Raw genomic sequence first — 25,057 nt, 5'->3', positions numbered from 1 at the left:
GATCGACTCGCTCTCAGAAGGAACGCGGCAGACCGAGGATATGCTCGGCGACGTACGACAGGATCAGGTTCGTCGAGATGGGCGCAACCTGATAGAGACGCGTCTCGCGGAACTTGCGCTCGATGTCGTACTCGGCTGCGAAGCCGAAGCCGCCATGAAACTGCAGGCAGGCGTTGGCCGCTTCCCATGACGCATCGGCGGCGAGCAGCTTGGCCATGTTGGCCTGCGCGCCGCACGGCTCGTGCGCGTCGAAGCGGCGCGCGGCCTCGAAGCGCATCAGGTTCGCCGCTTCGACATTGATGTACGAGCGCGCGATCGGGAACTGCACGCCCTGGTTCTGGCCGATCGGGCGGCCGAACACGACGCGGTCTTTCACGTACTGCGAGACCTTGTCGATGAACCAGTAGCCGTCGCCGATACATTCGGCCGCGATCAGCGTGCGCTCGGCATTCAGTCCATCGAGGATGTACTTGAAGCCCATGCCTTCCTCGCCGATCAGGTTTTCAGCAGGGATTTCGAGGTTGTCGAAGAACAGTTCATTGGTCTCGTGATTGACCATGTTCGGAATCGGACGAACCGTCATGCCGTGGCCAATGGCCTCGCGCAGATCGACGATGAAAATCGACATGCCTTCGCTTTTCTTCGTCACGTCGGCGAGCGGCGTGGTGCGGGCGAGCAGGATCATCAGATCGGAATGCTGGACGCGCGAGATCCACACCTTCTGCCCGTTGACGACGTAGCGATCGCCCTTGCGCACGGCCGTCGTCTTGATCTTCGTCGTGTCGGTGCCCGTGGTCGGCTCGGTGACGCCCATCGATTGCAGGCGCAGTTCGCCGCTCGCGATCTTCGGCAGATACAGCCGTTTCTGTTCCGCCGATCCGTGGCGCAGCAGCGTGCCCATGTTGTACATCTGCCCGTGACACGCGCCCGAGTTGCCGCCCGAGCGGTTGATCTCTTCCATGATGACGGACGCTTCCGTGAGACCCAGGCCCGAGCCGCCATATTCTTGCGGGATCAGCGCGGCGAGCCAGCCTGCTTTGGTGAGCGCGTCGACGAAGGCTTCGGGATAGCCGCGTTCTTCATCGACCTTGCGGAAGTACTCGGCGGGAAATTGCTGGCAGAGGTCGCGAACAGCTTCGCGGATGTCCTGAAACGGATCGGTGACGGTATGGATCATGGTCGAGTCGTATGCGGTTGCGGATTGCGGAGTCAGGCGAGCGTGGCGCGTGCCGTCATGGTCAGCCAGCCTTCGTGGTCCTTCGACCACAGTTCGACCGTCTTGCCGTCCGCAGACGGCTGGCCGCACAGATGAAGGGCGTTGCCCATGAAGCTCGGCCGCATCGCCTTGTAAGAGAAGTCGAGCACCGTTGCGCCAGGACATTGCCTGCGCAGCAGATCCATCAGCAGCGTCGCGATCAGCGGTCCATGCACGACGAGATTCGGATAGCCTTCCACCTGCGTCGCGTAAGGCTTGTCGTAGTGAATGCGGTGGCCGTTGAAGGTCAGCGCCGAGTAGCGGAACATCAGCACTTCATCGGGGACGATCTGACGGTGCCAGTGCGCGGCATCGGGCGCGGCTGTCGGCGCGGGAGTGGGCGTGCCGGGCGCGGCCGGTTCGCGGTAGACGATGTCCTGTTCTTCGTCGATGGCGAACGTGCCTTCGCAATAGACGCGGTGATTCACGGTGACGAAGCCGAGCTTGCCGGTGCGGCCTTGCTTCTCGCTGACGTTCAGGATCGACGATTCGCGGGTGATCGCGCTGCCGACTGTCACCGGCGCGTGAAAGCGCAGGCGGCCGCCCGCCCACATGCGGCGCGGCAAGCCGAGGTCGGGAAGAAAACCGCCTTTACGCGGATGGCCGTCGTCGCCGATCTGCGCCTGCGCGACGGTCGGGCGGAAGAAGATCCAGTGCCAGAGAAGCGGTAGGGCGTCGCCGGGAAGCGGCGGCGAGTCGTAGTCGAGGGTGGCGCCCAGCGCGACGGCCGACGTGGGCACGACGATGTCGGCGGCGATGACGGTTTGCGCATCGGATGCAGCGGACTGCTGGTTCATGCCTGTCTCCGTCGCCAGCTAGCGCCAGCGCGTTTGTTCTCGATACGGAGAGGTTAGGCGAAGCCCCGATGGCACGGAAATACCAGTTTCATGTGCCAGTCATAGGGCGATCCTATTGCGGCCAGGGCAAGCAGGCGCGTTGCAGCACGGTCATCGGGCCGAGCCGCTCGATCAGCGCCATGTGCGCTGCGTCACGCACGAACAGCGAACCGGCGAACCCCAGCGCATTCACCGACACCCCCTCCACGTGTTCCGCCGATCTGGGAACGAGCAGCATCCATTGGCGCGTGACGAGCAGGTTGTAGGGTGACGATTGACATGGAACGCCATCGATCCCGATCGCGCCGATGCCCACTGCGTCGAGCAGCGCACGGTAGCAGGCGAGCGCCATGTTTGCGGCATCGGCGGGTGTCGCATGGTCCAGTGCGATACGCGCGAATGCGTGACGAAACGGCAGACCCGGCACGCGCATCGCGGGGCCATTGGCGACGGCTTCTGCCAGCAGCGGCTCGACGGGCACGGACGGCGCGGTATCGCCGAGCGGCAGCGGCACGATCTGCAGATGCTTGTGCGGCTGACTGGCGCCCGCCTCGGGGCCGCCATTGTAAAAGCCGATGCCGTCGAACTCGGCCATGCAGGCCATCAACGCGTCGAAGTCCGCATGATCGAGCAGCGCTTCCTGCCGCTGAAAATCGCGCGTGACGATCAGCAGATGATGATCGATGACGTTGAACTTGTTGAGCAAGGCCAGATGCGTGTCGGAGATATCGGCGACGAACAGGTCGGGCTCGTAGGGAAGGAACGGATTCGCGACGGGCCCTTTCTGCGTCTGCAGCTTGCGCGCTTGCCGGCGCTGCTGTTCCTTGCGCGTGAGGCTCGACACCTGCCGCACGACGAAGCGCACAACGCCGCTTTCGATCACGGCCTGAACGGTATCGATAGGCTGCAGCGCGCCGCAGCGCAGCGCGTGCGCGGTCTGCCGCTCGATGGCGGCCCACAGTGTGCCAGGCGCGAGGCGTCGATGTTCCATGCGGCTCAAAGTTTGTAGCCGATCGTGCGCAACAGGTCTTTGCGCCATTGCACGTCTTCCGCGCCTTCGACACCGAGCGGCGAGAACCCGTCTATCACGCCGACGATGCCCCGGCCCTGATCCGTTTCCGCCACCAGCACTTCGACGGGATTCGCCGTTGCGCAGAAGATGCGGCAAACCTCGGGCACGGTCTTCAGCGCATTCAGCACGTTGACGGGGAAAAAGCCGTCGCCGAGAAACACGAAGAAGCTGTGGCCCGCCGCGACGTTCAGCGCGTTCTGGCTGGCCATTTCGACGAGCGTATCGTCGGTGCCGGAGCGGCGTACGAGCCGCTTGCCCGACGCTTCGCAGAATGCGAGTCCGAACTTGATGCCGGGTACGGCGCCGGCCAACGTCTCGTGGATATCCTCGACGGTCTTGATGAAGTGGGATTGCCCGAGAATGAAGTTGGTCGTTTCGGGCTTGACGACGGTGACGGCGGACAATTGCATGGCGGGCCTCGCTCCGTTGCGGCAGAACACCGTGATAGATGCGTATCGAGCTTGTTCTAGCCTAGACGTAAGCGCGCGCGAGCGAAAGCGTGCGCAATGTAAGGCGATTGTCTGATTGCTCGAAAGCAGGGTGCGGAAACATCGCGATACAAAATCGACACGATGCTTACCGGCCTGGCTCAGGTACGCGCCCAGCCAATATGGGAAAATCGGGGTCATGAAAACGCCCAGAATTTCCATCATCGTGGCCATGCTGGCCGTGGTCAGCCCGCTGGCGCACGCGAGCCTCGCGAGCGGCGCTCACCAGTTCAAGACCGACGCGAAGACGGCTGGCCGGGAGACCGGGCACGCCGTTCGCAACGGAGTGCATGCCGTCGGACACGGCGCGAAAGCGGCAGGCCATGCCGTTGCCGACGCGACCAAGCACGGTTATCACGCAACGAAGAAGTTCGTGACGGGACATGGCTAGGTGCCGCAGTGCAGCATGCTGACTAGCATGTGGTTGCGGCCCGCTGAACGGCCCATTCAGGCGTAGGATTAGACGTATCGCCCCGTTGCATCCCGTTGCGGATGCCGCCATTCGACGGAGAGCCGATATGAGACGCCTTTATTTCATTGCCCCTGACACGCTGACCGCGAAAGCGATCGTGGACGACCTGCTGCGCGCGCGCATCACCTGGCGGCACATCCACGTGCTCGCGAATCACAGCGTCACACTCGAAGAATTGCCCCAAGCCTCTTTGCTGCAAAGCAGCGACGTCGTGCATTCGCTGGAACGCGGTGTGGCGCTCGGCGGCGTGACGGGCGCGCTGCTTGGCCTCGTCGCGCTGGTCTATCCGCCTGCGGAACTGGCCATCGCGGGCGGCGCGGTCGTCATGCTGACCGTGGCAGGCGCAGGTTTCGGCGCGTGGACGGCCACGATGATCGGTGTCAACGAGCCGAACACGCAACTCGAACGCTTTCGCGATGCGATACGCGACGGCCAGTTGCTGATCATGGCGGACGTGCCCGGATCGCGCGAGCATGAAATCGAGCAATTGATCGCGCAGCATGTGCCGCGAGCCGATCTCGAAGGCGCGGAGCCCGCTTCGCCGATCTTTCCGTAGGGCTCGACGCGTCTTTCCCGCGCCGGCAGCGAGTCGACAAGGCCGTGCAAATGGTTGACAATCGAATGCCTTACGCGCGGGAAACGATCCGCTAACCGGCTCAATAGGATTCGTCGTGACGGCATGCCACTGCCGCCCACGCACTGTCAGTCGGCCGGACCCGCCGCGCTGTATCTATTCACGCCAACCACGCGCGGCGACTTCACGTGCGCGCGTTCGCGCAAGACCCGCTGACGAATATCAATGAGAAAAACTCTGGACGGCCTCGCCGTTTCAAGCATGGTGATGCTGTGCCTGATATGGGGACTCCAACAGGCGGCCATGAAAGCGATCGCTGCCGACGTTTCGCCGATGCTTCAGGTATCGCTACGCTCCGGCGTCGCCGCCGTGCTGGTGTGGGTGTTCGGCCGGCTGATCGTGCGCGACACATGGCTCAAGGGCGTCGCGCTCGGGCCAGGATCGCTGGTCGGCGTGCTGTTTGCCGCCGAGTTTCTGTTCGTCGCTGAAGGGCTGCGACTGACCACGGCGTCCCACATGGCCGTGTTCCTCTACACCGCGCCGATGTTCGCGGCAGTCGGTCTGCAGATCGTGCTGCCCTCCGAACGTCTGACGCGCATGCAGTGGACGGGCATCGCGTTCGCCTTTGTCGGGATCGTGATTACTTTTGTCGGGCCGGGCGCGGGAGGCGGCGCAGGGCCGTCGGCGCCGAACTGGATGCTGGGCGACCTGCTGGGCATTTGCGCGGGCGCCGTGTGGGGCCTGACAACCGTCGCCGTACGCGCGTCGCGCCTGAGCGAAGCGCCCGCCACGCAGACGCTGTTCTATCAGCTGGTGTGGGCCTTCGTCGTGTTGCTGCCGTTCGCGCTGTTGACCGGCCAGTCCACGTTTCATGGCAACACGCTGGTGTGGGCGAGCCTCGGGTTTCAGGCCTTCGTCGTCTGCTTCTTCAGTTACGTTGCGTGGTTTTATCTGCTGAGAATCTATCTTGCGTCGCGGCTCGGCGTGCTGTCGTTCATGGCGCCGATGTTCGGCGTCGCGCTCGGCGCACTGCTGCTGCATGAACGGCTCGATCCGACCTTTCTCGCGGGCGCGGCGCTCGTGCTGGCGGGCATGCTGGTCGTCAATGGACGCGAGTGGCTGAAATTCGTGTTCGCGCGGCAACGGCGCGATGGGAAAGTGGGTTCGGCGTGAACGTGAAGCACGCCGTTGACAGAAGTTTCAGCCGATAGCGCGTCGACGCAACCATTCAGCCACCAGCACACAGAGCGTGAGCCATGCTGTCGACGACATCGCGCCCGCCAGCACATCGCTGGCGTAATGCACGCCGATGATCAACCGGCTCCACGCAATCATCCCGGCTATCGCCACCGCGCCGAGTACGGCGGGCAACTGCCAGCGCGCGGGCAGCGTCCGCACGAGCACATACGCGATCGCGCCATAAGTCGCGAGCGAGCCGGACGTATGGCCGCTCGGAAAACTCCAGCTATGCACGGACGCGAACGCGGTGTCGTAGTCGGGCCGCGCGCGGCGGATCAGTTGCTTGAGCGTCATGTTCAACAGGCCGTTGCCGCCCGACGCCGCGGCGAGCGTGCAGGCGAGCAGAAGATGCCGCGTGGACAGCAGGGCAATGACGCCCACTGTGCAGCAGACGGCCAGCACCTTGGGATCGCCGAGATGCGTCGCAACAGCGAACACATGTTTGACTTCGCGCGACACGCTAGCGCCGAGATCGAGCGCGAATGCGAGGTCGAAGCGGGTCAACGCGGGACCGGTCAACAGCGCATGCGTGAGCACCGCGAAGCACGCGGCCGCAGCGACGATGACGATCACGCCGACGCGTATCCCCGCATCGAAGGTCAACACGCGTGCACGGCCGATACGAAACGCGCCATACGCGATGCACGCCGCGACGAGCAACGTCGCCACCATCAGTTCGAGCGCGTGCCGGCCCGCGATGCTCGCAAGCTCGATCATGACGAGCCAGCCGCGCGCACGGAAACGGGCGAACGCGCTTCGTCGGTGCTGGCGAGATCGAGTTCATGTTCCAGCACGGGCACGAATGCGTTGCTGTTGTCGTAGTCATAGCGGGCAACGATGGCCTTGCGACCGTTCGACTCGTCCGCGTCGTAGCGGATCAGATTGACCGAATTGGAAATCTGCGCACGGATGCGCGTCGATACCGCTGTGCCCGCCTGCACGGCCCACACGGGGCGCGCGATGTCCATGCGGCTCGCGAGCGGCAGCACATACGGCAAATGAATATGGCCGCCGATGATCAGATCGGCACCCGCCTGCGCCCATCGGCGGATCGCCGGTTCGTGGCCATGCAGCAGGTTGCGCGTGTCTTCTGCCGCGACGGACGCGACGGGATGATGCGTGACCACTATGCGAAGTTGCAGCCGCGTCGCGCGTTCGAGCCGGCGCGCGGCGCGCTCGATCTGTTCTGCGGAGACTTCGCCGTCCGTGTGCCGTGAGCGGCGCGTCGTGTTCAGTCCGATCACCAGCAGTTCGCGCGATTCGAAGACGGGTTCGAGATCGTCACCAAATACGCGTCGATGATTCGCATACGGATGCAGCACGCGCGCGAACAGATTGAAGAGGGGAATGTCGTGATTGCCAGGAATCACGAGCGTCGGCATTGCGGCCAGCCGGTCGACGAACGCCCGCGCCGCCGCGAACTGGCTGCGCCGCGCGCGCTGCGTGATATCGCCGGACAGCACGGCGAGGTCCGGCTGCTCGCGCGCGGCGAGTTGCAGCAAGGCTTCGACGACGTCGGGCCGTTCGGTGCCGAAATGCGGATCGGAGATCTGGAGCAACAGCGTCATGAGCGGTTCTGGGCGGCGACATCGGCCTCGGGTTTCAGCAGATAAAGGGGCGTGTCGCCCACACGGAATTCGAGCGGCATCTGCATATGCGTGACCTCGCCATCCATGGCGATTTTGACACGCCTGCGCCGCTTCGACGGATGCGTCACGGTAAAGCGGCGGAAGGCAAAACCGATCACGTTGTCGGCGTCGCTCATCCGGCTCAGCGCGCCGCGCAGCGACAACACGATCTGCGCAATGCGGCCGATCGCGCGCGGCGCCAATGCAACCAGCAAGCCTTGCGCCAGCAACGGCGCTTCGGCCGCGCCGACCTGTTCGAGCTGAAGCCGGTTGTTGGCGACGAACAGCGTCGACGTGCGGATTTCCTGCATCGTGCCTTCGTGATCGACATGCAGACGCAGATGGCGATGCCGCCGCAACAGCATCGCCATCGCCGACCACAGCGCGACCAGCCGGCTACGCCCGAATTGCCGCTTGTAGATCTCGCGATGCTCGAGCATCTTCGGATACAGCCCGAGACTCGCGTTGACGAGGAACATGCGGTCGTTGACGAAGCCGACCTGCACGGGATGCGCGCGCGCCGTCAGCAGCAGATCGACGGCTTGCGCGGGATCGGCGGGAATGCCGTGGTCGCGGCTGAAGTAGTTGAACGTGCCGCACGGCAGCACGCCGAACGCGCAGCCGCTGCCGATCACCGCCTGCGCGACCGCGCACAGCGTGCCGTCGCCGCCCGCGCCGACCACCGCGCCATTGCGAGCCTGCGCGAGTTCGACCGCGCGTTGCGCCGTCGCGGCCAGTTGCGACGGATCATGCACGAGCATCAGTTCGTACTCGCGGTTCGCCTTGCCGAACGCGTTCGCGATCAACGCAGCCGTGGTCTCGCCCTGCTTGCGGCCCGAGCCGGCGTTCATCACGATCACGAACGGCGCGCGCCCGTCCATCTGCCGGGCTTCGCCGTGCGTGGGGATGGCAGAGGGGCGGGCGTCGGCGGTCATCGCGTCGAGGTGCCGGGCACGAGGTGAATGCGCTTTTCGGTCGCCTGCTCGACGGCGGCGCGCGTGTAGAGCAGCGGGAAATACTCGCCGTCCAGCCACATCTGCGCGAGGTCGCGATAGTGCGGGCTGTCGGGATCGCCCGATTCGCCGGGCAGATTCACGGCACGCGAGTTGTCCCAGTTACCGACATCGACGATCACGCGAAACGACGGGCCGTTGGTCTCGCGGAAGTCGTTCGCGCGATACGTCGACTGGTTGGGCGTGTAGGCGCTGCCGCCTTTGGCCGTCGGTCCGACGTTGAGCTTCGCGCGCATGTCGGCGTCGACGAGATCGGCGAACGGATGCGCGTTGAGGTTGGTCTGCAGCTTGCCCCATTGCCATGCGCTTGCGTCCGCGCCTTGAAGACGGACCATCTCGCGATACGCGTCGCCCAGGCTCGTCAACAGGACGGCATCGCGCTTGCCTTGTGCGTCGTTGCCGAAGCGCGCGTCGGGATGTTCTAGTGTATCGAGCATGACGGCCGTGTCGGGCGCGCCGAACGCATCGGCGGCGGCTTTCGGCAACACGGCTTGCTTGAACGCGCGGCCGAGATGACGCGACAGCCACACTTCTTCCAGCGCCGCCTGCGCCGAGTTCGCACCCATCTGCGCGTCCCAGCCCTTGAGCAGCGCGAGCGCGGCGCGCGTGTCGGCATCGTCGGACGACAGCGGCGCAAGCAACGCGACGAGCCGCCGCGCGGGAATCGACACGTCGTCGTTCTGCAGACGCTCGCTGTCTTCGATCGATACTTTCGGCGACGCCTTCAGCACTTCGTCGATGCGTTGATGGCGCGACCCGTTGGTCCATTCGAAGCCGAGCTTGCGCTCTGCATAGGGATAGTCGTCGGGCAGATTCATTTCGTTCGACGTGGTGAAGTAGCCTTGCTTCGGATTGAACGCGGACGGCATGTCGTCGCGCGGCCAGAAGCCGGCCCATTCATAACGTCCGTCGCCCGGCACGGGCAGCAGGCCGTCCCAGTTCGGACGCTTCGGCGCAAGACCGCTCGGCACCCAGCCGATGTCGCCATGCGTGTCCGCGTACACCTGGTTGACGGTCGGCGCGCCCCATGTCGACAGATCGTTCCTGAACTGAGCGTAGTTCTTCGCGCGCATGTAGCGCACGGAATCGAAGTAAGGCGACATACCCGGCGCGAGCCACGCGGTGCGCACCGCAAACGCGCGATGCTTCGCGTCTTCCGTGTAGATCACGGGGCCGTGCCGCGTGAACGCGAGATCGGCGGTGACGGGAGGGCCGCCGCGCACCGCGATCTGCTCACGCACGATGCGCATCGGCTCCCAGCGTCCCTTGTACCGATACGCATGCGGGTTCGCCGGGTTCAGTTCATAGACGTACAGGTCCTCCTGATCGATGTTGAAGATCGTGAGGCCGAACGCGATCGCGCCGTTATGTCCGATCGACACGCCCGGCGCCGACGGCTCGCCGCCGCCGATCAGATCGAGTGTCGGCGCGCTGATCTGCTGGATGTAGCGCAGGCTCGGCGCGGCATAGGCGCGGTGCGGATCGTTCGCCATGGTCGCGCGGCCCGTCGCCGATTTGTCCGGTGCGATCACCCAGTTGTTGCTGCCTTCCGTCACTTCTTCGGGATTGTCGGCGGCGGCGATGACGGTGGTCGCGGCATCGGCGCTCTTCAACGAATCGCGCGTCACGCGCACGTTCTGCGTGGCGAGGTTGAAGACCTTGAGGACATCGTCGGGCAGGCAAGGGTCGAGTCCTTCAGGCATGTGAGGTTGCCATTGCGGCTGCAGTCCGAAGCGGATCGAATCCGCATCGAGCGTGCTTTTGCACGCGACCTTCGCGCGCGCCACTTCGCTCGTCAGATTGCGCGTGAGACCGTGACTGCGGATGCGCACCACGTCGTCGGCGGACCACTTCGCGGGCCAGTAGCCGACTTTGCGAAACTCGTACGGCAAGCGGTCCGGATGCGCGGCGAGCCAGTCGATATACGCATTCACGCCCGCTGCGAAACGCGTCGCGACAGGCTTTGCATCGGGCCCGTAGCGTTGCCATTCCACCGACATGTCGCCGCGATACAGGAAGAGCCGCGTCGCCTTGTCCTGTTCGACATAGGCCGGGCCGAATACTTCGGCGAGTTCGCCGAGACCGCGGCGACGCCACAAGTCGATCTGGAACATCCGGTCGCGCGCGGCATTGAAGCCCTGCACGAAGAACGCGTCGTGCTCGTTCTGCGCAAAGATGTGCGGCACGCCCCATTTGTCGATGAGGATATCGGTTGGGCGCGACAGGCCTTCTACCGTGATCGTTTCGTCGGGCGCGCTGTCCGCGCGCGCCGTCTGAACGGACAGCGCGCCGAGCGCCGCACATGCAAATATGACCGCGAGAGTGTGTCTTGCCTGCACTTGTTTCCTCCTTATGGTTGCAACGCAATGTCTCCGCCAACATGTCGACTGTACCCGACGATCTTGCGTTCGTTGAGTGGAACGTTATGGGTCGGATAGCGCTTGCGGGCGCAACGTTCAGCGCGTACATGCAACACGCATGGGCAGCGCCGCAAAAAGCACGGCCCATGCGGCTTTTAGCGTGCTCGCGGGTTTGCTCGTTTTAGCTTTGCCCCTATGATGAGCCTGCTGCCGAATAAGCCTTCGTCGTGCAGTACGAACACAAACACGAGCTACAACAGGGAGACGTCATTGAAGCGACTTCTAGTCACGATGTCATGCGCGGTCATGCTGTCGGGCTGCGGCGGAAACGGCGTCACGCGCGCGGCGCCGAAGGTGATCGTCGATAGCGACTACAACACGCTGAGCGACGACGGCCAGCTCGGCGTGATGGCCGCGCAATTGCAGGCGCAAGGCAAGATCGAGGTGCTCGGCATCACCGTCGTGTCGGGCAACCAGTGGCTCAGACAGGGTGTTGCCGACGCGTTGAAGTCGATGGAGCGGCTGGGTGTTGGAGACCGCATCGGCGTGTATGCGGGCGCGAATTACGCGCTGGCGCATCCGTATCCGGAGATCCAGCAGGAGCTTGCGCAGTTTCCTGGCGGCGACGGCTATCTGGGCGCATGGAGCACGCCGGAACCGACGTCGGATACTCAACTCGTCGCGCCGCCCGACGGCTTCGCAACGCATACGCAGGTGCAAGGCAAAAGCGCGGTGGATTTCATCGTCGATAGCGTGAAGGCGAACCCGAACCAGGTGACGATACTTGCGATCGGCCCGCTGACGAACATCGCGCTCGCCGCGCGACAGCATCCCGAGATCGTGCCGATGATCAAGCAGATCATCTACATGGGCGGCGCGATCGACGTGCCGGGCAACACCACGGCGACGGCTGAATTCAACTGGTGGTTCGATCCCGAAGCAGCGCGCGAAGTGCTGCGTTTGCCTGTCAGGCAGACAGTGGTTCCCCTCGACGTGACCGACACCGTGAAGATGGATAAAAGCGTCTATGACCGCATCGCGCACGATCCGAACAAACAGACCATCATCACGCAGCTGTTCAAGCAGTTGAACGGCTATGGTTTCGACGGCAAGAACGGCTTCGAAACCAATCCGAACTACACGACCGACATCTGGGACACGCTGACCATCGCGTATCTGATGGACCCGAGCTTCGCGACGCAGACGGAAGAGCGGTGGGTCGATGTCGAGACGGGCTTCGGCGCGAACGACGGCAAGGCGACGGGCTACGCCAGTTCGCCACCGGCAGGGCTGCAAAAGATGACGATCATCAAGCGTTTCGATAACGCACGCTTTTTCGATTTCTACGTCGACCTGCTGACGCGGCCCGTTCCTGTGAAACTGCCGTGACAGATACGTGGTGTCGCGTGTTCGTATCCGCTTGTGTCCGTTCAATTGCGCACGCATCATTCAGCACCTAGTATCCATTTCGGACCAGCCGGCTGCGTCGCGATGCGAAACATCGCAAGCCGGGCTGGCATGACTGTTCTTCGACTGGAGCAATTCGATGCGAAAGATGAGAGCGGTACAGGTGAGCGGGCCGGGCGGCGCGCTGGAACTCGTGGAGCGTGACGTGCCGGCACCCGGCGCGGGACAGGTGCTGATCAAGGTGCAGGCATGCGGCATCTGCCACAGCGATTCGCTGACCAAGGAAGGCCAGTGGCCGGGCCTGCAATATCCGCGCGTGCCGGGGCATGAAGTCGCGGGCGTGATCGATACGGTGGGCGCGGGCGTCGAAGGATGGAAAGCGGGCGAGCGCGTGGGGGTGGGCTGGCACGGCGGCCATTGCGGCCATTGCGCCAATTGCCGGCGCGGCTATTTCGTCGTGTGCGAAAAGGGGCAGGTGCCGGGCATCAGCTACGACGGCGGCTACGCCGATTACCTCGTCGCGCCCGTCGAGGCGCTGGCGCGCATGCCCGAAGAACTCAACGACGTGGACGCCGCGCCGCTGCTTTGCGCGGGCATCACCACGTTCAATGCGTTGCGCAACAGCGGCGCGCGCGCGGGCGAGGTGGTCGCGATTCTCGGTATCGGCGGGCTGGGGCACCTCGGCGTGCAGTTCGCGCGGCGCATGGGTTTCAACACGGTCGCCATTGCGCGCGGCGAGGACAAGGCGCCGCTCGCGAAGCAACTGGGCGCGCATCACTACATCGACAGCCGCGCGCAAAATCCCGCCGATGCGCTCAAGGCATTGGGCGGCGCCTCGGTGATTCTCGCGACGGTGACCAACGCCGACGCGATGACGGCCACGCTCGGCGGCCTCGCGCTCAACGGCAAGCTGATCATTCTCGGCGTCGCGGACAAGCCGATCGAAGTGCCGCCCGTCCAGTTCATCATGGGCCGCAATGCGGTGCAGGGCTGGCCGTCGGGTTCGTCGGCGGATTCCGAAGATACGCTCGCGTTCAGCGCGCTCGCCGACGTCAAGCCGATGATCGAAACCTATCCGATCGAGCGCGCCGCCGAGGCGTACGACCGCATGATGAGCGGCGCGGCACGCTTTCGCGTCGTGCTGACGATGAACTAGCCGTTTCGCCTGATCGGGCGAAGCCATGCGGGCCCAAAAGCCGCCGTCGCGAGCGCGCGACGGCGGCCGAAAATCCGTCTCTCCCAATGTCTGCCGGGGTTTGCGGCAGATGCAACAGGTCCGCTGCGCCCCATCGACATCCCAACCGGCAATCCCGGCTCCGGCAGCGCGTAAAATGCTGCCTTTTCAAGGTTTCTGGTGGTATGGTTCAAGCCCCTCAGCGCACGGCGGTTAGCGGTCCGACGCTCGTCCGTCTGCTCGCGCGCCTGACAACCGCCGACGTTCCCGCCTCCAGCCAGTCGCTGTCGGACCAGTTGAGCCAATGGCTCGGCTGGACGGACGCGATCGCGCTGTCGACGGCGCTCAACAGCGCGCCGCCCGCCGTCGCGTCCGGCGCGCGCGGCGCGGGCAGCGTGGAGAACGAGTGCGCGCGGGTGCGCGCGTCGCTGGCGGACGCGATTGCCGGCGACAGCGTGCTCGCGCCGCGCCGCCGGCGCAGCGCCGCGCATGCGCAGAATGCGCAGCAGCCAGAAGCGGAGGCCAGTTACGCGGACTTTCGCCAGTGCTACCAGGCGTTGCAGCAGTCGATGGAAACGCGCATCGGCAGTCTGCGCGGTCGGCTGCGCAGCATGGTGGCGGCGCAGACCTCGGAGATGACGCGGCTCGCGGTGGTCGACGCGATCATGGAGCGGTCGCTCGGCGCGCGCGAGCGCAGCCTGTTCGGCGCGGTGCCGGGTCTGCTCAGCGGTCATTTCGATCGCCTGCGCCAGGCCGCGCAGGACGAGCAGGACGCCGAGGCCACTGTCGATAGTCCATCCGCTGCGGCCCGGTCCGGCGCGTGGCTAGACGTGTTCCGCAAGGACATGCAGAGCGTGTTGCTTGCCGAACTCGATATTCGTTTTCAACCGGTCGAAGGGCTGCTGGCTGCCCTTCGCATCAGCTAACTGGGACAACATGTCCAGATATCGCATTGATTTTGTCGTTGTTTTTCTCGTAGGTCTGGTTGTTGCCGGTTGGGTCGGCGCGGGCTATGTCGTGTCGAATCCGCTGGCGCTTGCGGTCACGCTGCTGGTCGCCGGCTGTTATGTGGCAGGCGCGCTCGAACTGCAGCGCTATCAGGAGGCCACTGCGACGCTCACGCGCGCGCTCGCGGAGCTGTCCGAAGCGCCGTCCCGGCTCGGCGTGTGGCTCGAACGTCTGCATCCCGGTTTGCGCAATCCGGTGCGCCTGCGCATCGAAGGCGAGCGCGTCGCGTTGCCGGGGCCGGCGCTTACGCCGTACCTCGTCGGCCTGCTGGTGCTGCTCGGCATGCTGGGCACGCTGCTCGGCATGGTGACGACGCTGCGCGGCACGGGCGCCGCGCTCGAAAGCGCGACGGATCTGCAGGCGATCCGCGCGTCGCTGGCCGCGCCCGTGAAGGGTTTGGGCTTTGCGTTCGGCACCTCGATTGCGGGCGTGGCGACCTCGGCGATGCTCGGCTTGCTGTCGGCGCTGTGCCGCCGCGAGCGTGCCCAGGCCGCGCAGCTGCTCGACACGAAGATCGCGACCACGTTGCGCGCCTTCTCGCAGAGCCAGAAGCGCGACGAAACCTTCAAGCTGCTGCAGCGCCAGGCGGACACGATGCCCGTGCTGGTCGACCGCCTGCAGACGATGATGACGGCCATCGAACAGCAGAGCCTCGCGCTCAACGAGCGGCTGATTTCAAACCAGCACGCCTTTCATGGACGCACGGAAGCGGCGTATGCGCGGCTGGTGTCGACCGTTGCACAGTCGCTGAAGGACAGTGCGGCGGAAAGCGCCCGCGCGGCGAGCGCGGCGTTGCAGCCGGCGATGGAAGCCACCATGGCCGGGCATGCGCGTGAAATGGTCTCGCTGCGCGACACCGTCGAGCACGCGGTGCAACGTCAACTGGACGGCTTGACGACGGGTTTCGAGACGACGACGTCGACGGTCGCGGATTTGTGGAGCAAGGCGCTCGAGGGGCAGCAGAGCGCGAGCGAATCGATGGTGCAGGATCTGCGCACATCGCTGGAAGGCTTCAGCCAGACGTTCGAGCAACGCTCGACGGCGCTGCTGGACGGCGTCTCGGCACGCCTCGACATGACGGCGGGCCAGGTGTCGAGCGCGGCGGAAAGCGCGCGCGCGGCGGGCGCCGCATTGCAGCCGGCGATGGAAGCCACCATGGCCGCGCACGCGCTCGAAATGGCCGCCCTGCGCGGTACGGTCGAGCAGGCGGTGCAGCGACAACTGGACGGCCTGTCGAGCGGCTTCGAGTCGACTACCGCGAACGTGGCGAATCGATGGAACGAGGCGCTCGAAGCACACCGGAGCGCAAGCGAGTCGCTCGCAAAGGATCTGCGCACCTCGCTCGAAGGCTTCACGCAGACTTTGGAGCAGCGCTCCACCGCGCTGCTGGACGGCGTGTCGACGCGCCTCGACGCCACGGCGGGACACGTCTCTCAAGCCTGGACGGACGCACTGACGCAGCAGGAGCGCGCCAGCGAAAAGCTCGCGGAACACAACCGCGAAGCATTGACGACGGCGGCATCCGCCTTCGAGCAGCATTCGGCCGCGCTGTTGCGCGCTGTGGATCAATCGCACGCCGGTTTGCAGAGCGAACTGGCCTCGCGCGACCAGCAACGTCTGGACGCATGGAGCGCCTCGCTTGAAACGCTCGCGGCGACCTTGAGCCAGAAGTGGGACGAAACGGGCGCGCGCACCGCGAGCCGTCAGCAGGAAATCTGCGACACGCTCGCGCAAACCGCCCGTGACATCTCGGCGCAGACCGAGACTCACGCCAACGGCACGATCGCGGAAATTTCGCGGCTCGTGGAGGCTGCGTCGGAAGCGCCGCGCGCGGCGGCGGAAGTGGTCGCCGAACTGCGCCAGAAGCTCTCCGACAGCATGGTCCGCGATACCGCGATGCTCGACGAGCGCAGCCGTCTTCTTGCCACGCTCGAAACGCTGCTCGACGCCGTGAACCACGCGTCGACCGAACAGCGCACGGCCGTCGATGCGCTCGTCTCGACGTCGGCGGGGCTGCTGGAGCGGGTCGGCACGCAGTTCAACGACAAGGTCGAAGCCGAAACCCGCAAGCTCGGCGATGTCGCCGCGCAGGTGGCGGGCAGCGCCGTCGAAGTGGCGAGCCTCGGCGAAGCGTTCGGCATGGCCGTGCGGCTGTTCGGTGAATCGAACGACAAGCTGACGGCGCATCTGCAGCGCATCGAGGCGGCGCTCGACAAGTCGCTGCTGCGTAGCGACGAGCAGCTTGCGTACTACGTCGCGCAGGCGCGTGAAGTGATCGATCTGAGCATGCTGTCGCAGAAGCAGATCGTCGAAGACCTGCAGCAGCTGGCGGGCCAGCGCGCGTCAGCGGGAGCCGACGCGGCATGAACGACGATATCGACGGCGGCGTCGAGCCGACGACGCCCATCTGGGCCGCGTTCAGCGATCTGATGTCGGTGTTGCTGGGCGCGTTCGTGCTGATTCTGGTTGGCGTGATCGGCGTGCAGCTGGAGCTGTCGGCGCGGCTCGACGACGCCGTCAAGCAGCGGCAGATGGAAGCGCAGCGCCGCAAGACGCTGGAGCAGGCGCTGGCCGGGCCGCTCGCCGCCGGGCGCGTGACGCTCGTGAACGGGCGCATCGGCATCAGCGGCAACGTGCTGTTCGCGCTGAACTCCGACCAGTTGCAGCCGCAGGGGCGCGATCTGCTGAAGAGCCTTGCCGGACCGTTGTCGGCGTATCTGCGCTCGCACGACGAAATCCTGATGGTCAGCGGCTTTGCCGACGATCAGCAAGTGCGCTCCAGTAACCGCCGCTTCGCGGACAACTGGGAACTGTCGGCGCAACGCGCGCTGACGGTGACGCGCTCGTTCATCGACGCGGGCATTCCGGCGTCGTCGGTGTTCGCGGCGGCGTTCGGGTCCGAGCAGCCCGTCAGTTCGAACGCGGATAGCGAAGGGCGGGCGAAGAACCGTCGCGTGGAAATTGCAGCGGTGCCGAGGCCGGCGTCATCAGGCGGCGGAAACCGTGAGTAACAACGCAAGCGCGGACGAAAGCGCGCGCACCAGCGACGCACAGGCGACGCTCGACGCATGGCGCGAGCAGGGCGCCGACCGGTTCGATCCGTTGCGCTTTCATTTCATGGATGCGCTCGCCCGGCGTGCAGCCGCTCACGAAGGCGAAGCGCGCCGCATTCTCGATGCGCGTCTGTCGACCTTGCTCGAAGCCTATACCGGAGATCTCGGCAGCGCTGCAACGACGGCCCAAACACCCGTGCCGTGCAAGCCCGCGCGTGGACCGCTCGGAGAACTAGTCGACTACATCGCGAGCCATCCGCAGGCGGGCGACGAACGCGTTGCGCTCAGTGCCGCCGTTCGCTCCGAACTGAAGGCGCTCGATTACTTCCGCGAAACCTGGTCCAAGGTCAGTGCCGAGAAACAGGTGCGCGTGTCGCTCGAACAGGTGCCGGGCAATGCCGGGCCGCTCAATTCGAGCAGCCTCGTGCATCGGTCGCTGTCGCTGATGCGCGAGCTGTCGCCGGGCTATCTGCAACAGTTTCTGGCGTACGTCGATGCGTTGTCGTGGATGGAGCAGATCGCGGGCGGCGCGTTGCCCGTCAAGGATGCGCCGCGCGCCGCGAGCGCGAAGAAGGGCACGCGCGGCAAGTCGCGCTAACCGTCTTTATTGCGTCGCCGGACGGGCGCGTCAGGCCGTGTCGGATTGCTTCTTGTACTGCGACGCGAGCTTGTCCTGCTGGTTCGGCGGCACAGGATCGTAGTGGCTCAACTCGATGCTGTAATTGCCGTGTCCGCCCGCGATCGCGTTCAGGCGTGACTGATAGTCGGCCAGTTCCGATAACGGCACTTTCCCCGCCACGACGACAGCACGGCCCGTCAGATTGCGCGTGCCTTGCACCTGCGCCCGCCGCGACGACAGGTCGCCGATGATGTCGCCCATCGTCGTCTCGGGCGTCATCACCTCGATGTTTACGATCGGTTCGAGCAGGATCGGCTGCGCTTTCAGGATTGCATCGATGAACGCCTTGCGGCCCGCCGTGACGAACGCGACTTCCTTCGAATCGACAGGATGGCTCTTGCCGTCGAACACGGTGATGCGAACGTCCTGCATCGGAAAGCCCGCCAGCGGGCCGTTTTCGATCACCTGCAAGATGCCTTTTTCGACGGCGGGCATGAACTGGCCCGGAATCGCGCCGCCTTTGACGGCATCGACGAATTCATAGCCCGCGCCACGCGGCAAGGGCTCGACGCGCAGCATCACTTCGCCGAACTGGCCGGCGCCGCCCGTCTGTTTCTTGTGCCGATGATGTCCTTCCGCCTTGCCGCCAATGGTCTCGCGGTACGCGATCTTCGGTGGCCGCGTGATGACGCCGAGCTTGTATTGATCGGCGAGCCGCTCCAGCATGTGCCGCAGATGCAGTTCGCCCAGACCGCGCACGACGGTCTCGTTGGTGCCGACGGGATGTTCGATTTTCAGGCAAGGGTCTTCCGCCGCGAGCTTTTGCAGGATCTCCCACAGACGCTGTTCGTTGCCGCGCCGCTCCGGCTCGATGGCGAGGCCGTAGATCGGCGTCGGAAACGCGAGCGGGGCGAGATGGATGTTGCCGTCTTCGGGGGCATCGTGCAGCACGGCGTCGAATGAAATCTCGTCGATCTTCGCCGTCGCGCAGATATCGCCCGGTCCCGCCTGCGCGATTTCTTCGTGGTCCTTGCCCTGCAGCAGCATCAGATGCGCGACGCGAAACGGCTGGCGCGCATCGCCGATATAGAGCTGACTGTCGCGCCGCACCGTGCCCTGATGGATGCGGAACACAGCCATCTTGCCGATGTACGGGTCGATCACGATCTTGAAGACATGCGCGAGCACATGCTTGTTGGGATCGGGTTCGGCCTGCACCGTCTCGCGCCGGCCATCGACATCGCGATAGAAGAGGGGCGGATTGCCTTCGAGCGGATTGGGCAACAGTTTGACGAACACGTCGAGCAGTTCGCGGATGCCGGCGCCCGTCGCCGACGACGTGAAGCACACGGGCACCAGATGCCCTTCGCGCAACGCGCGCTCGAACGGTTCGTGCAGTTGTTCCGGCTGGACCGCTTCGCCCTGTTCGAGATACAGCTCCATCAGCTTGGCATCGAGTTCGATCACCTGATCGACGAGCGCGTTGTGCGCGGATTCCACCGACAGCAGATCGGACTCGCCGGACGGGTTGAAGAAGCAGTCGACCACGGCGCTTGCGCCTTGCGCGGGCAGGTTGATGGGCAGACAGTCCTTGCCGAAAGTCTCCTGAATCTCTTCGAGCAGACCGGGCAGATCGACCTTGTCGCCATCGATGCCGTTCACGACGATGATCCGGCACAGCTTGCGCGCCTCGGCCCACGCCATCATGCGGCGGGTGGTCATTTCGATGCCGGTGCGCGCGTTGATGACGATCGCGGCGGTTTCGACGGCGGGCAGCGCGCTGATGGAAAGGCCGGAGAAGTCGGGGTAGCCGGGAGTGTCGGCGAGGTAAATGCGGGTGTTCTGGTAATGCAGGTGGGCGATCGCGGAAGAGAGCGAGTGGTGGTATTTGCGCTCCAGCGGATCGAAGTCGCAGACGGTCGAGCCCCGGTCGACGCTGCCTGCCGCGTGGATCGCCCCGCCTTCCTTGAGCAGCGCCTCGATCAACGAGGTCTTGCCGCAACCGGCGTGGCCGACCAGCGCGATGGTACGGATGGCTTCGGGTGGGTAATCCATGGCCGTCCTCATTCTGCGACAGTTATTGGGCCATTATTGGTGAAAATGGCGCCGCCTGCCACAAGACACGCGCGAATTTGCGAATCCGGGTATGCTGCGGCGCGGTAGAAAACGATCGCGCCGGTTTCTGATAAGGTGGTCCGATCCTCTAAACATTCATTGGGTCCGCAACACATGACGCAACAACTCAAGATCGATTTTGTCTCCGATATCGCCTGCCCGTGGTGCGCGATCGGGCTTTCGTCGCTGCAGTTAGCGCTGTCGCGTCTCGGTGATGACGTGAAGGCCGAGATCGTCATGCATCCGTTCGAACTGAATCCGCAGATGGGGCCGGAAGGCGAAGCCATCGTCGATTATCTCGGCAAGAAATATGGCCGCACGCCGGCGCAGATCGAAGAGACGCAGGCAATGATCCGCGAACGCGGCGCGAGCGTCGGCTTTGCGTTCGGCCCGCGCAATTACGTGTACAACACGTTCGATGCGCACAGGCTGCTGCATTGGGCGGGTATCGAAGGCAAGCAGCTGCCGTTGAAGCTCGCGCTGTTGCAGGCGTATCACGGCGACGGCAAGGACCCGAGCAATCACGACGTGCTGGTCGAAGCCGCGCAATCCGTCGGTCTCGATGCCGCGAAAGCGCGCGACGTGCTGAACGGCAACGACTATGCCGAAGAAGTGCGCGCCGAAGAGCAGCAGTTCCAGGCAATGGGCATTCAGTCGGTACCGTCGATCGTGTTCAACCAGAAGTATCTGGTGACGGGCGGCCAGCCTGTCGAAGCGTTCGAGCAGGTGATCCAGCAGATTCTTGCTGAAGAGAAAGCGGGCGCTTGACCGCTTTCTCCCACTTCGCGTATCAGAAGTATTTGGTCGCGCCCGCATACACCGCGAAATGCGGACCGTATTGCGGCGCGCCGACACCGATGCCCGAGCCGTCGCGCAGTTCGTAGACGCGGTTGAACGCGTTGATCACGAGCAGACGCGCGTCGAACTTGCCGATCAGCGGCTGGTTGAAATGCTGGATCACCCCGAGGTTCACCTGCGCATAGACGGGCAGACGGTCCGTGTTGGCAAAGCCGCTGCGCAGTCCGCTGCCGACGAGTCCGTCGAACGTGAACGTCGTCCTGCCGAGATCGTAGGTGCCGCCGAACGAAGCCGTCACGCGCTGGTCGTGATCGAGAAACACCCAATGGCTGTTGATGAAGGCCAGTTCGTCGGGATCGAAATTGAATTGCGCCGAACTGATCTGCTTGCCCTGCGCGCGGCTATACGCAAGGTTCAGATAAGCGGAGACGTTGTCGCGCCGGAAGTTCGCCGTGAATTCGACGCCGTACGTTTTGCCGTATTGATAGTTGAACGGCGTGAAAATCAGCGCGGAGCCGAATTGCCCTTCGTCGAGCAGATTGGTCGACTTCTTGTAGTACGCATCGAGGCCGAGCGTCAGCGCTGAACCAAGCTTTTGCGTGACGCCGATATCGAAGTAATGGCTGCGTTCGGGTTGCACGGGATCGTTCTGGCTGGACGGACTCTGGTTCGTCGTGCCGTTGAACTTCGAGATCGTCGAGCCGGAGACCAGCTCGAATGCGGGCGGCGTGAAATAGCGTGCGTAGCCGGCGTGCACGGTCGTCGTCGGCGTGAGCGTGTAGACCGCGCCGATGCGCGGGCTCAACTGGCTCGCGCTCGTGTACTCGTCCATCCGGTCGTAGCGCAGACCGTAGTTCACTGTGAGGCGGTCGGTGACCTTCCATTCGTCCTGCGCGTACAGGCTGTACAGGTAGCCCGTTTTGCTGCTGTTGTCCTGAATGTTGAACGGTTGATCCGAGAGCTGGTTACCGTTTTGATCGACGGCGAAGACGTTCACGCTGTTGTTGAATACCGCGTGCTCCTGCTGGAAGAACAGGCCCGCGCGCACGGTATGTTTGTCGTTCAGACGCCAGGTGGTGTCGACTTGCGCGCCATTGGCCGAGTTGCTGTGAAAGTCTTGCGCCGCGACACCGTTGAACAGCAGATCGCCGACGGGGTCCGGGTTGAACTGTGTGCGCGTGTAGCGCGTGAAAAACGCGACCTGATAATCGAATGCGCCGCCGTTCGTCCCCTGCAACGCGATCGCCGCGAAGTTGTTCAGTTCGGATTGGGTTTCGTTCAGTTGCGATGAATCGAACGTGTTGTTGCCGTTGAGCGTGAAGCTGGTCGGCAGGCCGGGCGTATTCGGAATGTCGAACTGGTTGCTGGTCGTGCCGAACAGCAGACTCACGCGCGTCAGCGGATTGATGATGTACGACAGATAGCCGAACGCGTCGCCCTGGCGTGTGTGATCGTGAATGGCGTTGGCGCTCGCGGTCGGGTTTTCGATGCCCAGATTGTTCATGCCCAGCGAGCCGCTCAGATAGTAGCTGAACGGCCCCTTGCTGCCATATACGTCGGCGCTGGTCTTGATGGTCTGATGGCTGCCGCCGAAGACGTCGATCGAACCGCCGTTGCCCGTGTCGCCCGATTTGGTGTGGATATCGACGATACCCGCTGTCCGGTAGCCATACTGGGCGGGCAACGCCCCCGTCAGCAGATTGACCTGATCGATGATGCGCGTGTCGAGCGACTGGCCAAAGCCGCTGATCGGTTCGGGAATGATGACGCCGTTGATCCGGTATTGCAGGTTCGCGTGATCGCCGCGCACGTGCAACTGGCCGTATGAATCCGCAGCCACGCCCGGTGCCTGCAATAGCACCTGATTGAGCGGCGTGTTCTGGCCGGCGGGCAGGGCGTCGATATCGTCCTGTGTGAAGCGGTAGACGCTGCTGCCCGTTTCGGGCAACAAGCCGTTGCGAACGTCATCGAGCCGTTTGGCGCTCACTTTCACATCGGTCATTTCGGTTGGGTCGGCGAGACTCTCTGTCGATGCGGAAGGATCCGTAGCCGCCGATGCCCGTGAAGCGGCACTAAACAGAAGCAGCGTGGCGTACATCACGTGAGTGTGTTTGCGCATGTTGTTTTGATTTGCTGTCGTTGAGATCTTGTTCGATGCGTTTTCACGGCGCGCGCGCGTCCGATCCATAGGAATCCTATGGATGCGATATGCAGCAAAGCAGTTTTCGAATCGCTTACGCGATGACTGATGGCGCCGTTGAAACGGTTGTAGTTATGACTCTCCGTCCTGTCGTCGTGACGAAAGGCAATGTTGGCGATGTTATAACATAACATTAGCTCGGTGCAAGGGCGGCATGCCGTTTAAGAGACACGCCGTCCGCATTGCCATTGCAAGTCAAATGCAAGAAAAAAATCTGACGACGTGACGGAATAAGCACCGATCGACTGCGTTAGCCCCTATGTCGCGCTATCGGATTCGCGGATTCGCGCGCGCCCGCGCATTGCCGGTTGCTGATCGCGTGGCGCCGGAAACAACAACATCAAACCTGGAGTGGTCTTGAGTCACAACACGGTTCAACCGGGGTGGGTACGGATTACGCACTGGATCAATGCCTTGGCCGTCGTGCTGATGGTCATGAGCGGCTGGCAGATTTACGATGCGTCGCCGATCTTTCCCGTCATTCAGTTTTCTCCTTCGATCACGCTAGGCGGCTGGCTCGGCGGCGCGCTGCAATGGCACTTTGCGGTGATGTGGCTGCTGGTCGCGAACTTCATCGTGTATCTGGCGGGCAATGTGGCGTCGGGGCGCTTGCGGCGCAAGCTGTTGCCGCTCAACCCGAAGCTGCTTGCCGCCGATCTGCTCGCGGCCTTGCGCGGACGGTTGAAGCACGACGACCTCGCGCATTACAACGCGATTCAAAAGCTCGCCTATCTCGTCGTGATCGCCGATATCGTGCTGATCGTGCTGTCGGGGCTCGCGGTGTGGAAATCCGTGCAGTTTCCGCTCCTGCGCACGCTGATGGGCGGCTATGACAATGCGCGCATCGTGCACTTCGTCTGCATGAGCGTGCTGGTCGCGTTCTTCGTCGTGCATGTGGTGATGGTCGCGCTCGTGCCACGTTCGTTGCTGCTGATGATCCGGGGGCGCTGAATCATGACGATCCGCAAGCGAACCCCGCAGCCAGGCTCTTTTCTCGCCACACATGGCGAATCGATCATCCGCGACGCGCAGCGCGAACTCAAATCACCCGCGCGACGGCTCTTCGGTCAGCGGCTGTTGACGCTGGGCGGCATCGCGCTGCTGTCCGGCTGCGATCTGACCAACGACAAAACCGTCAACACGGCGCTGCGCCGCATTTCGTTTTTCAACGACGACGTGCAGGCGCTGCTGTTCGACCCAAAAGAACTCGCGCCGACTTATCCCGAGTCGATGATCACGCGGCCGTTTCCGTTCAACGCGTTCTATGACATCGACGACGTGCCCGAAGTCGACGCCGCGACCTACCGCTTGCAGGTAGGCGGGCTCGCGCACGGCAAGCGCGTATGGACGCTCGACGAACTGCGCGCACTGCCGCAGGAAAGTCAGATCACGCGCCATATCTGTATCGAAGGATGGAGCGCGATCGGGCATTGGGGCGGCGTGCGCTTTTCCGATTTCCTGCGCCGCGTGGGCGCGGATACGAGCGCGAAGTACGTGTCGCTACGTTGCGCGGACAACTACTGGACCAGCATCGACATGCCGACCGCGCTGCACGCGCAGACGCTGCTCACGCTCACGTACGACGGCGACGTGCTGCCGCCCAAGTACGGCTTCCCGATGAAGCTGCGCATGCCGACCAAACTCGGCTACAAGAATCCGAAGCATATCGTCTCGATCGAAATCACGAACCAGTATCCGGGCGGCTACTGGGAGAACCAGGGCTACAACTGGTTCGGCGGTTCGTGA

Annotated in this window: 22 protein-coding genes; 12 read left to right on the top strand and 10 right to left on the bottom strand. The window is 63.9% G+C overall.

Annotated features, from left to right (window positions below; genetic code table 11):
- Positions 1–13 precede the first annotated feature (13 nt).
- The 4 genes from PPGU16_RS34960 to PPGU16_RS34945 form a co-directional block, all read right to left on the bottom strand.
- The gene (locus PPGU16_RS34960; protein ID WP_180725414.1) at positions 14–1,177 is read right to left on the bottom strand and encodes an acyl-CoA dehydrogenase family protein; all 1,164 of its coding nucleotides are present in this window, start codon (positions 1,175–1,177) and stop codon (positions 14–16) included.
- Positions 1,178–1,209: 32 nt separating this feature from the next.
- A complete protein-coding gene (locus PPGU16_RS34955) occupies positions 1,210–2,052 on the bottom strand; it encodes an HTD2 family dehydratase (protein WP_180725413.1) in 843 nt (280 codons plus the stop codon).
- A gap of 112 nt (positions 2,053–2,164) precedes the next feature.
- A complete protein-coding gene (locus PPGU16_RS34950; protein WP_180725412.1) occupies positions 2,165–3,082 on the bottom strand; it encodes an ATP adenylyltransferase family protein in 918 nt (305 codons plus the stop codon).
- A gap of 5 nt (positions 3,083–3,087) precedes the next feature.
- The gene (locus tag PPGU16_RS34945; protein ID WP_180725411.1) at positions 3,088–3,573 is read right to left on the bottom strand and encodes an adenosine-specific kinase; all 486 of its coding nucleotides are present in this window, start codon (positions 3,571–3,573) and stop codon (positions 3,088–3,090) included.
- 217 nt (positions 3,574–3,790) lie between these two features.
- Between PPGU16_RS34945 and PPGU16_RS34940 the strand changes: the two genes are divergently transcribed.
- The 3 genes from PPGU16_RS34940 (at position 3,791) to PPGU16_RS34930 (ending at position 5,870) form a co-directional block, all read left to right on the top strand.
- Positions 3,791–4,042 carry a hypothetical protein gene (locus PPGU16_RS34940; protein ID WP_007577028.1) on the top strand — a complete coding sequence of 84 codons (252 nt, stop codon included), beginning with the start codon at positions 3,791–3,793 and terminating at the stop codon, positions 4,040–4,042.
- A gap of 127 nt (positions 4,043–4,169) precedes the next feature.
- Complete coding sequence (locus PPGU16_RS34935) at positions 4,170–4,679, top strand: membrane protein (RefSeq protein ID WP_035995104.1); 510 nt, start codon at positions 4,170–4,172, stop codon at positions 4,677–4,679.
- A 243-nt stretch (positions 4,680–4,922) separates the two neighbouring features.
- Positions 4,923–5,870, top strand: a complete 948-nt coding sequence (locus PPGU16_RS34930; protein ID WP_180725410.1) for a DMT family transporter — start codon at positions 4,923–4,925, stop codon at positions 5,868–5,870.
- A gap of 27 nt (positions 5,871–5,897) precedes the next feature.
- Here PPGU16_RS34930 and PPGU16_RS34925 read toward each other — a convergent pair whose 3' ends face one another.
- Genes PPGU16_RS34925 through PPGU16_RS34910 form a run of 4 tightly spaced genes read right to left on the bottom strand, consistent with a single transcriptional unit; the run spans position 5,898 to position 10,916 of the window.
- A complete protein-coding gene (locus PPGU16_RS34925) occupies positions 5,898–6,653 on the bottom strand; it encodes a phosphatase PAP2 family protein (RefSeq protein WP_180725409.1) in 756 nt (251 codons plus the stop codon).
- Positions 6,650–7,504 carry a metallophosphoesterase family protein gene (locus tag PPGU16_RS34920; RefSeq protein ID WP_180725408.1) on the bottom strand — a complete coding sequence of 285 codons (855 nt, stop codon included), beginning with the start codon at positions 7,502–7,504 and terminating at the stop codon, positions 6,650–6,652. Before PPGU16_RS34920 ends, PPGU16_RS34925 begins: the two co-directional genes overlap by 4 nt.
- Complete coding sequence (locus tag PPGU16_RS34915; protein WP_180725407.1) at positions 7,501–8,499, bottom strand: diacylglycerol/lipid kinase family protein; 999 nt, start codon at positions 8,497–8,499, stop codon at positions 7,501–7,503. The genes PPGU16_RS34920 and PPGU16_RS34915 overlap by 4 nt, the downstream gene beginning before the upstream one ends.
- Positions 8,496–10,916 carry a penicillin acylase family protein gene (locus PPGU16_RS34910; RefSeq protein WP_180725406.1) on the bottom strand — a complete coding sequence of 807 codons (2,421 nt, stop codon included), beginning with the start codon at positions 10,914–10,916 and terminating at the stop codon, positions 8,496–8,498. Before PPGU16_RS34910 ends, PPGU16_RS34915 begins: the two co-directional genes overlap by 4 nt.
- A 291-nt stretch (positions 10,917–11,207) precedes the next feature.
- Here PPGU16_RS34910 and PPGU16_RS34905 point away from each other — a divergent pair, with 291 nt between their 5' ends.
- The 6 genes from PPGU16_RS34905 (at position 11,208) to PPGU16_RS34880 (ending at position 18,177) form a co-directional block, all read left to right on the top strand.
- Positions 11,208–12,326, top strand: coding sequence for a nucleoside hydrolase (locus PPGU16_RS34905; RefSeq protein WP_434064436.1), 1,119 nt, complete (start codon positions 11,208–11,210; stop codon positions 12,324–12,326).
- A gap of 157 nt (positions 12,327–12,483) precedes the next feature.
- Positions 12,484–13,500: an alcohol dehydrogenase gene (locus tag PPGU16_RS34900; RefSeq protein ID WP_180725405.1), complete on the top strand. Its 1,017-nt coding sequence runs from the start codon at positions 12,484–12,486 to the stop codon at positions 13,498–13,500.
- A gap of 203 nt (positions 13,501–13,703) precedes the next feature.
- Positions 13,704–14,444: a DUF3348 domain-containing protein gene (locus tag PPGU16_RS34895; protein ID WP_180725404.1), complete on the top strand. Its 741-nt coding sequence runs from the start codon at positions 13,704–13,706 to the stop codon at positions 14,442–14,444.
- A gap of 10 nt (positions 14,445–14,454) precedes the next feature.
- Complete coding sequence (locus PPGU16_RS34890; protein WP_180725403.1) at positions 14,455–16,893, top strand: DUF802 domain-containing protein; 2,439 nt, start codon at positions 14,455–14,457, stop codon at positions 16,891–16,893.
- Entirely contained in the window at positions 16,890–17,537 is a 648-nt protein-coding gene (locus PPGU16_RS34885; protein ID WP_007585194.1) for an OmpA family protein, read from the top strand. The genes PPGU16_RS34890 and PPGU16_RS34885 overlap by 4 nt, the downstream gene beginning before the upstream one ends.
- Positions 17,530–18,177 carry a DUF2894 domain-containing protein gene (locus PPGU16_RS34880; protein WP_180725402.1) on the top strand — a complete coding sequence of 216 codons (648 nt, stop codon included), beginning with the start codon at positions 17,530–17,532 and terminating at the stop codon, positions 18,175–18,177. Before PPGU16_RS34885 ends, PPGU16_RS34880 begins: the two co-directional genes overlap by 8 nt.
- Positions 18,178–18,207: 30 nt before the next feature.
- On the opposite strand, the gene fusA is transcribed toward PPGU16_RS34880, so the two are convergent.
- Positions 18,208–20,253: an elongation factor G gene (fusA, locus tag PPGU16_RS34875; protein WP_180725401.1), complete on the bottom strand. Its 2,046-nt coding sequence runs from the start codon at positions 20,251–20,253 to the stop codon at positions 18,208–18,210.
- A 174-nt stretch (positions 20,254–20,427) separates the two neighbouring features.
- Between fusA and PPGU16_RS34870 the strand changes: the two genes are divergently transcribed.
- Positions 20,428–21,081, top strand: coding sequence for a DsbA family oxidoreductase (locus PPGU16_RS34870; RefSeq protein ID WP_180725400.1), 654 nt, complete (start codon positions 20,428–20,430; stop codon positions 21,079–21,081).
- A gap of 22 nt (positions 21,082–21,103) precedes the next feature.
- Here PPGU16_RS34870 and PPGU16_RS34865 read toward each other — a convergent pair whose 3' ends face one another.
- Positions 21,104–23,299, bottom strand: coding sequence for a TonB-dependent receptor (locus PPGU16_RS34865; RefSeq protein WP_180725399.1), 2,196 nt, complete (start codon positions 23,297–23,299; stop codon positions 21,104–21,106).
- Positions 23,300–23,668: 369 nt separating this feature from the next.
- Between PPGU16_RS34865 and PPGU16_RS34860 the strand changes: the two genes are divergently transcribed.
- Both PPGU16_RS34860 and PPGU16_RS34855 read left to right on the top strand, forming a co-directional pair.
- Entirely contained in the window at positions 23,669–24,262 is a 594-nt protein-coding gene (locus tag PPGU16_RS34860) for a cytochrome b/b6 domain-containing protein (RefSeq protein ID WP_180725398.1), read from the top strand.
- Between the two features lie 3 nt (positions 24,263–24,265).
- The gene (locus PPGU16_RS34855) at positions 24,266–25,057 is read left to right on the top strand and encodes a molybdopterin-dependent oxidoreductase (RefSeq protein WP_180725397.1); all 792 of its coding nucleotides are present in this window, start codon (positions 24,266–24,268) and stop codon (positions 25,055–25,057) included.

The sequence above is a fragment of the Paraburkholderia largidicola genome (assembly GCF_013426895.1).
GTDB classification, from domain to species: Bacteria; Pseudomonadota; Gammaproteobacteria; order Burkholderiales; family Burkholderiaceae; genus Paraburkholderia; species Paraburkholderia largidicola.
Note: the sequence above shows the minus strand (reverse complement) of the source record. Positions and strands in the feature narration are given on the sequence as shown.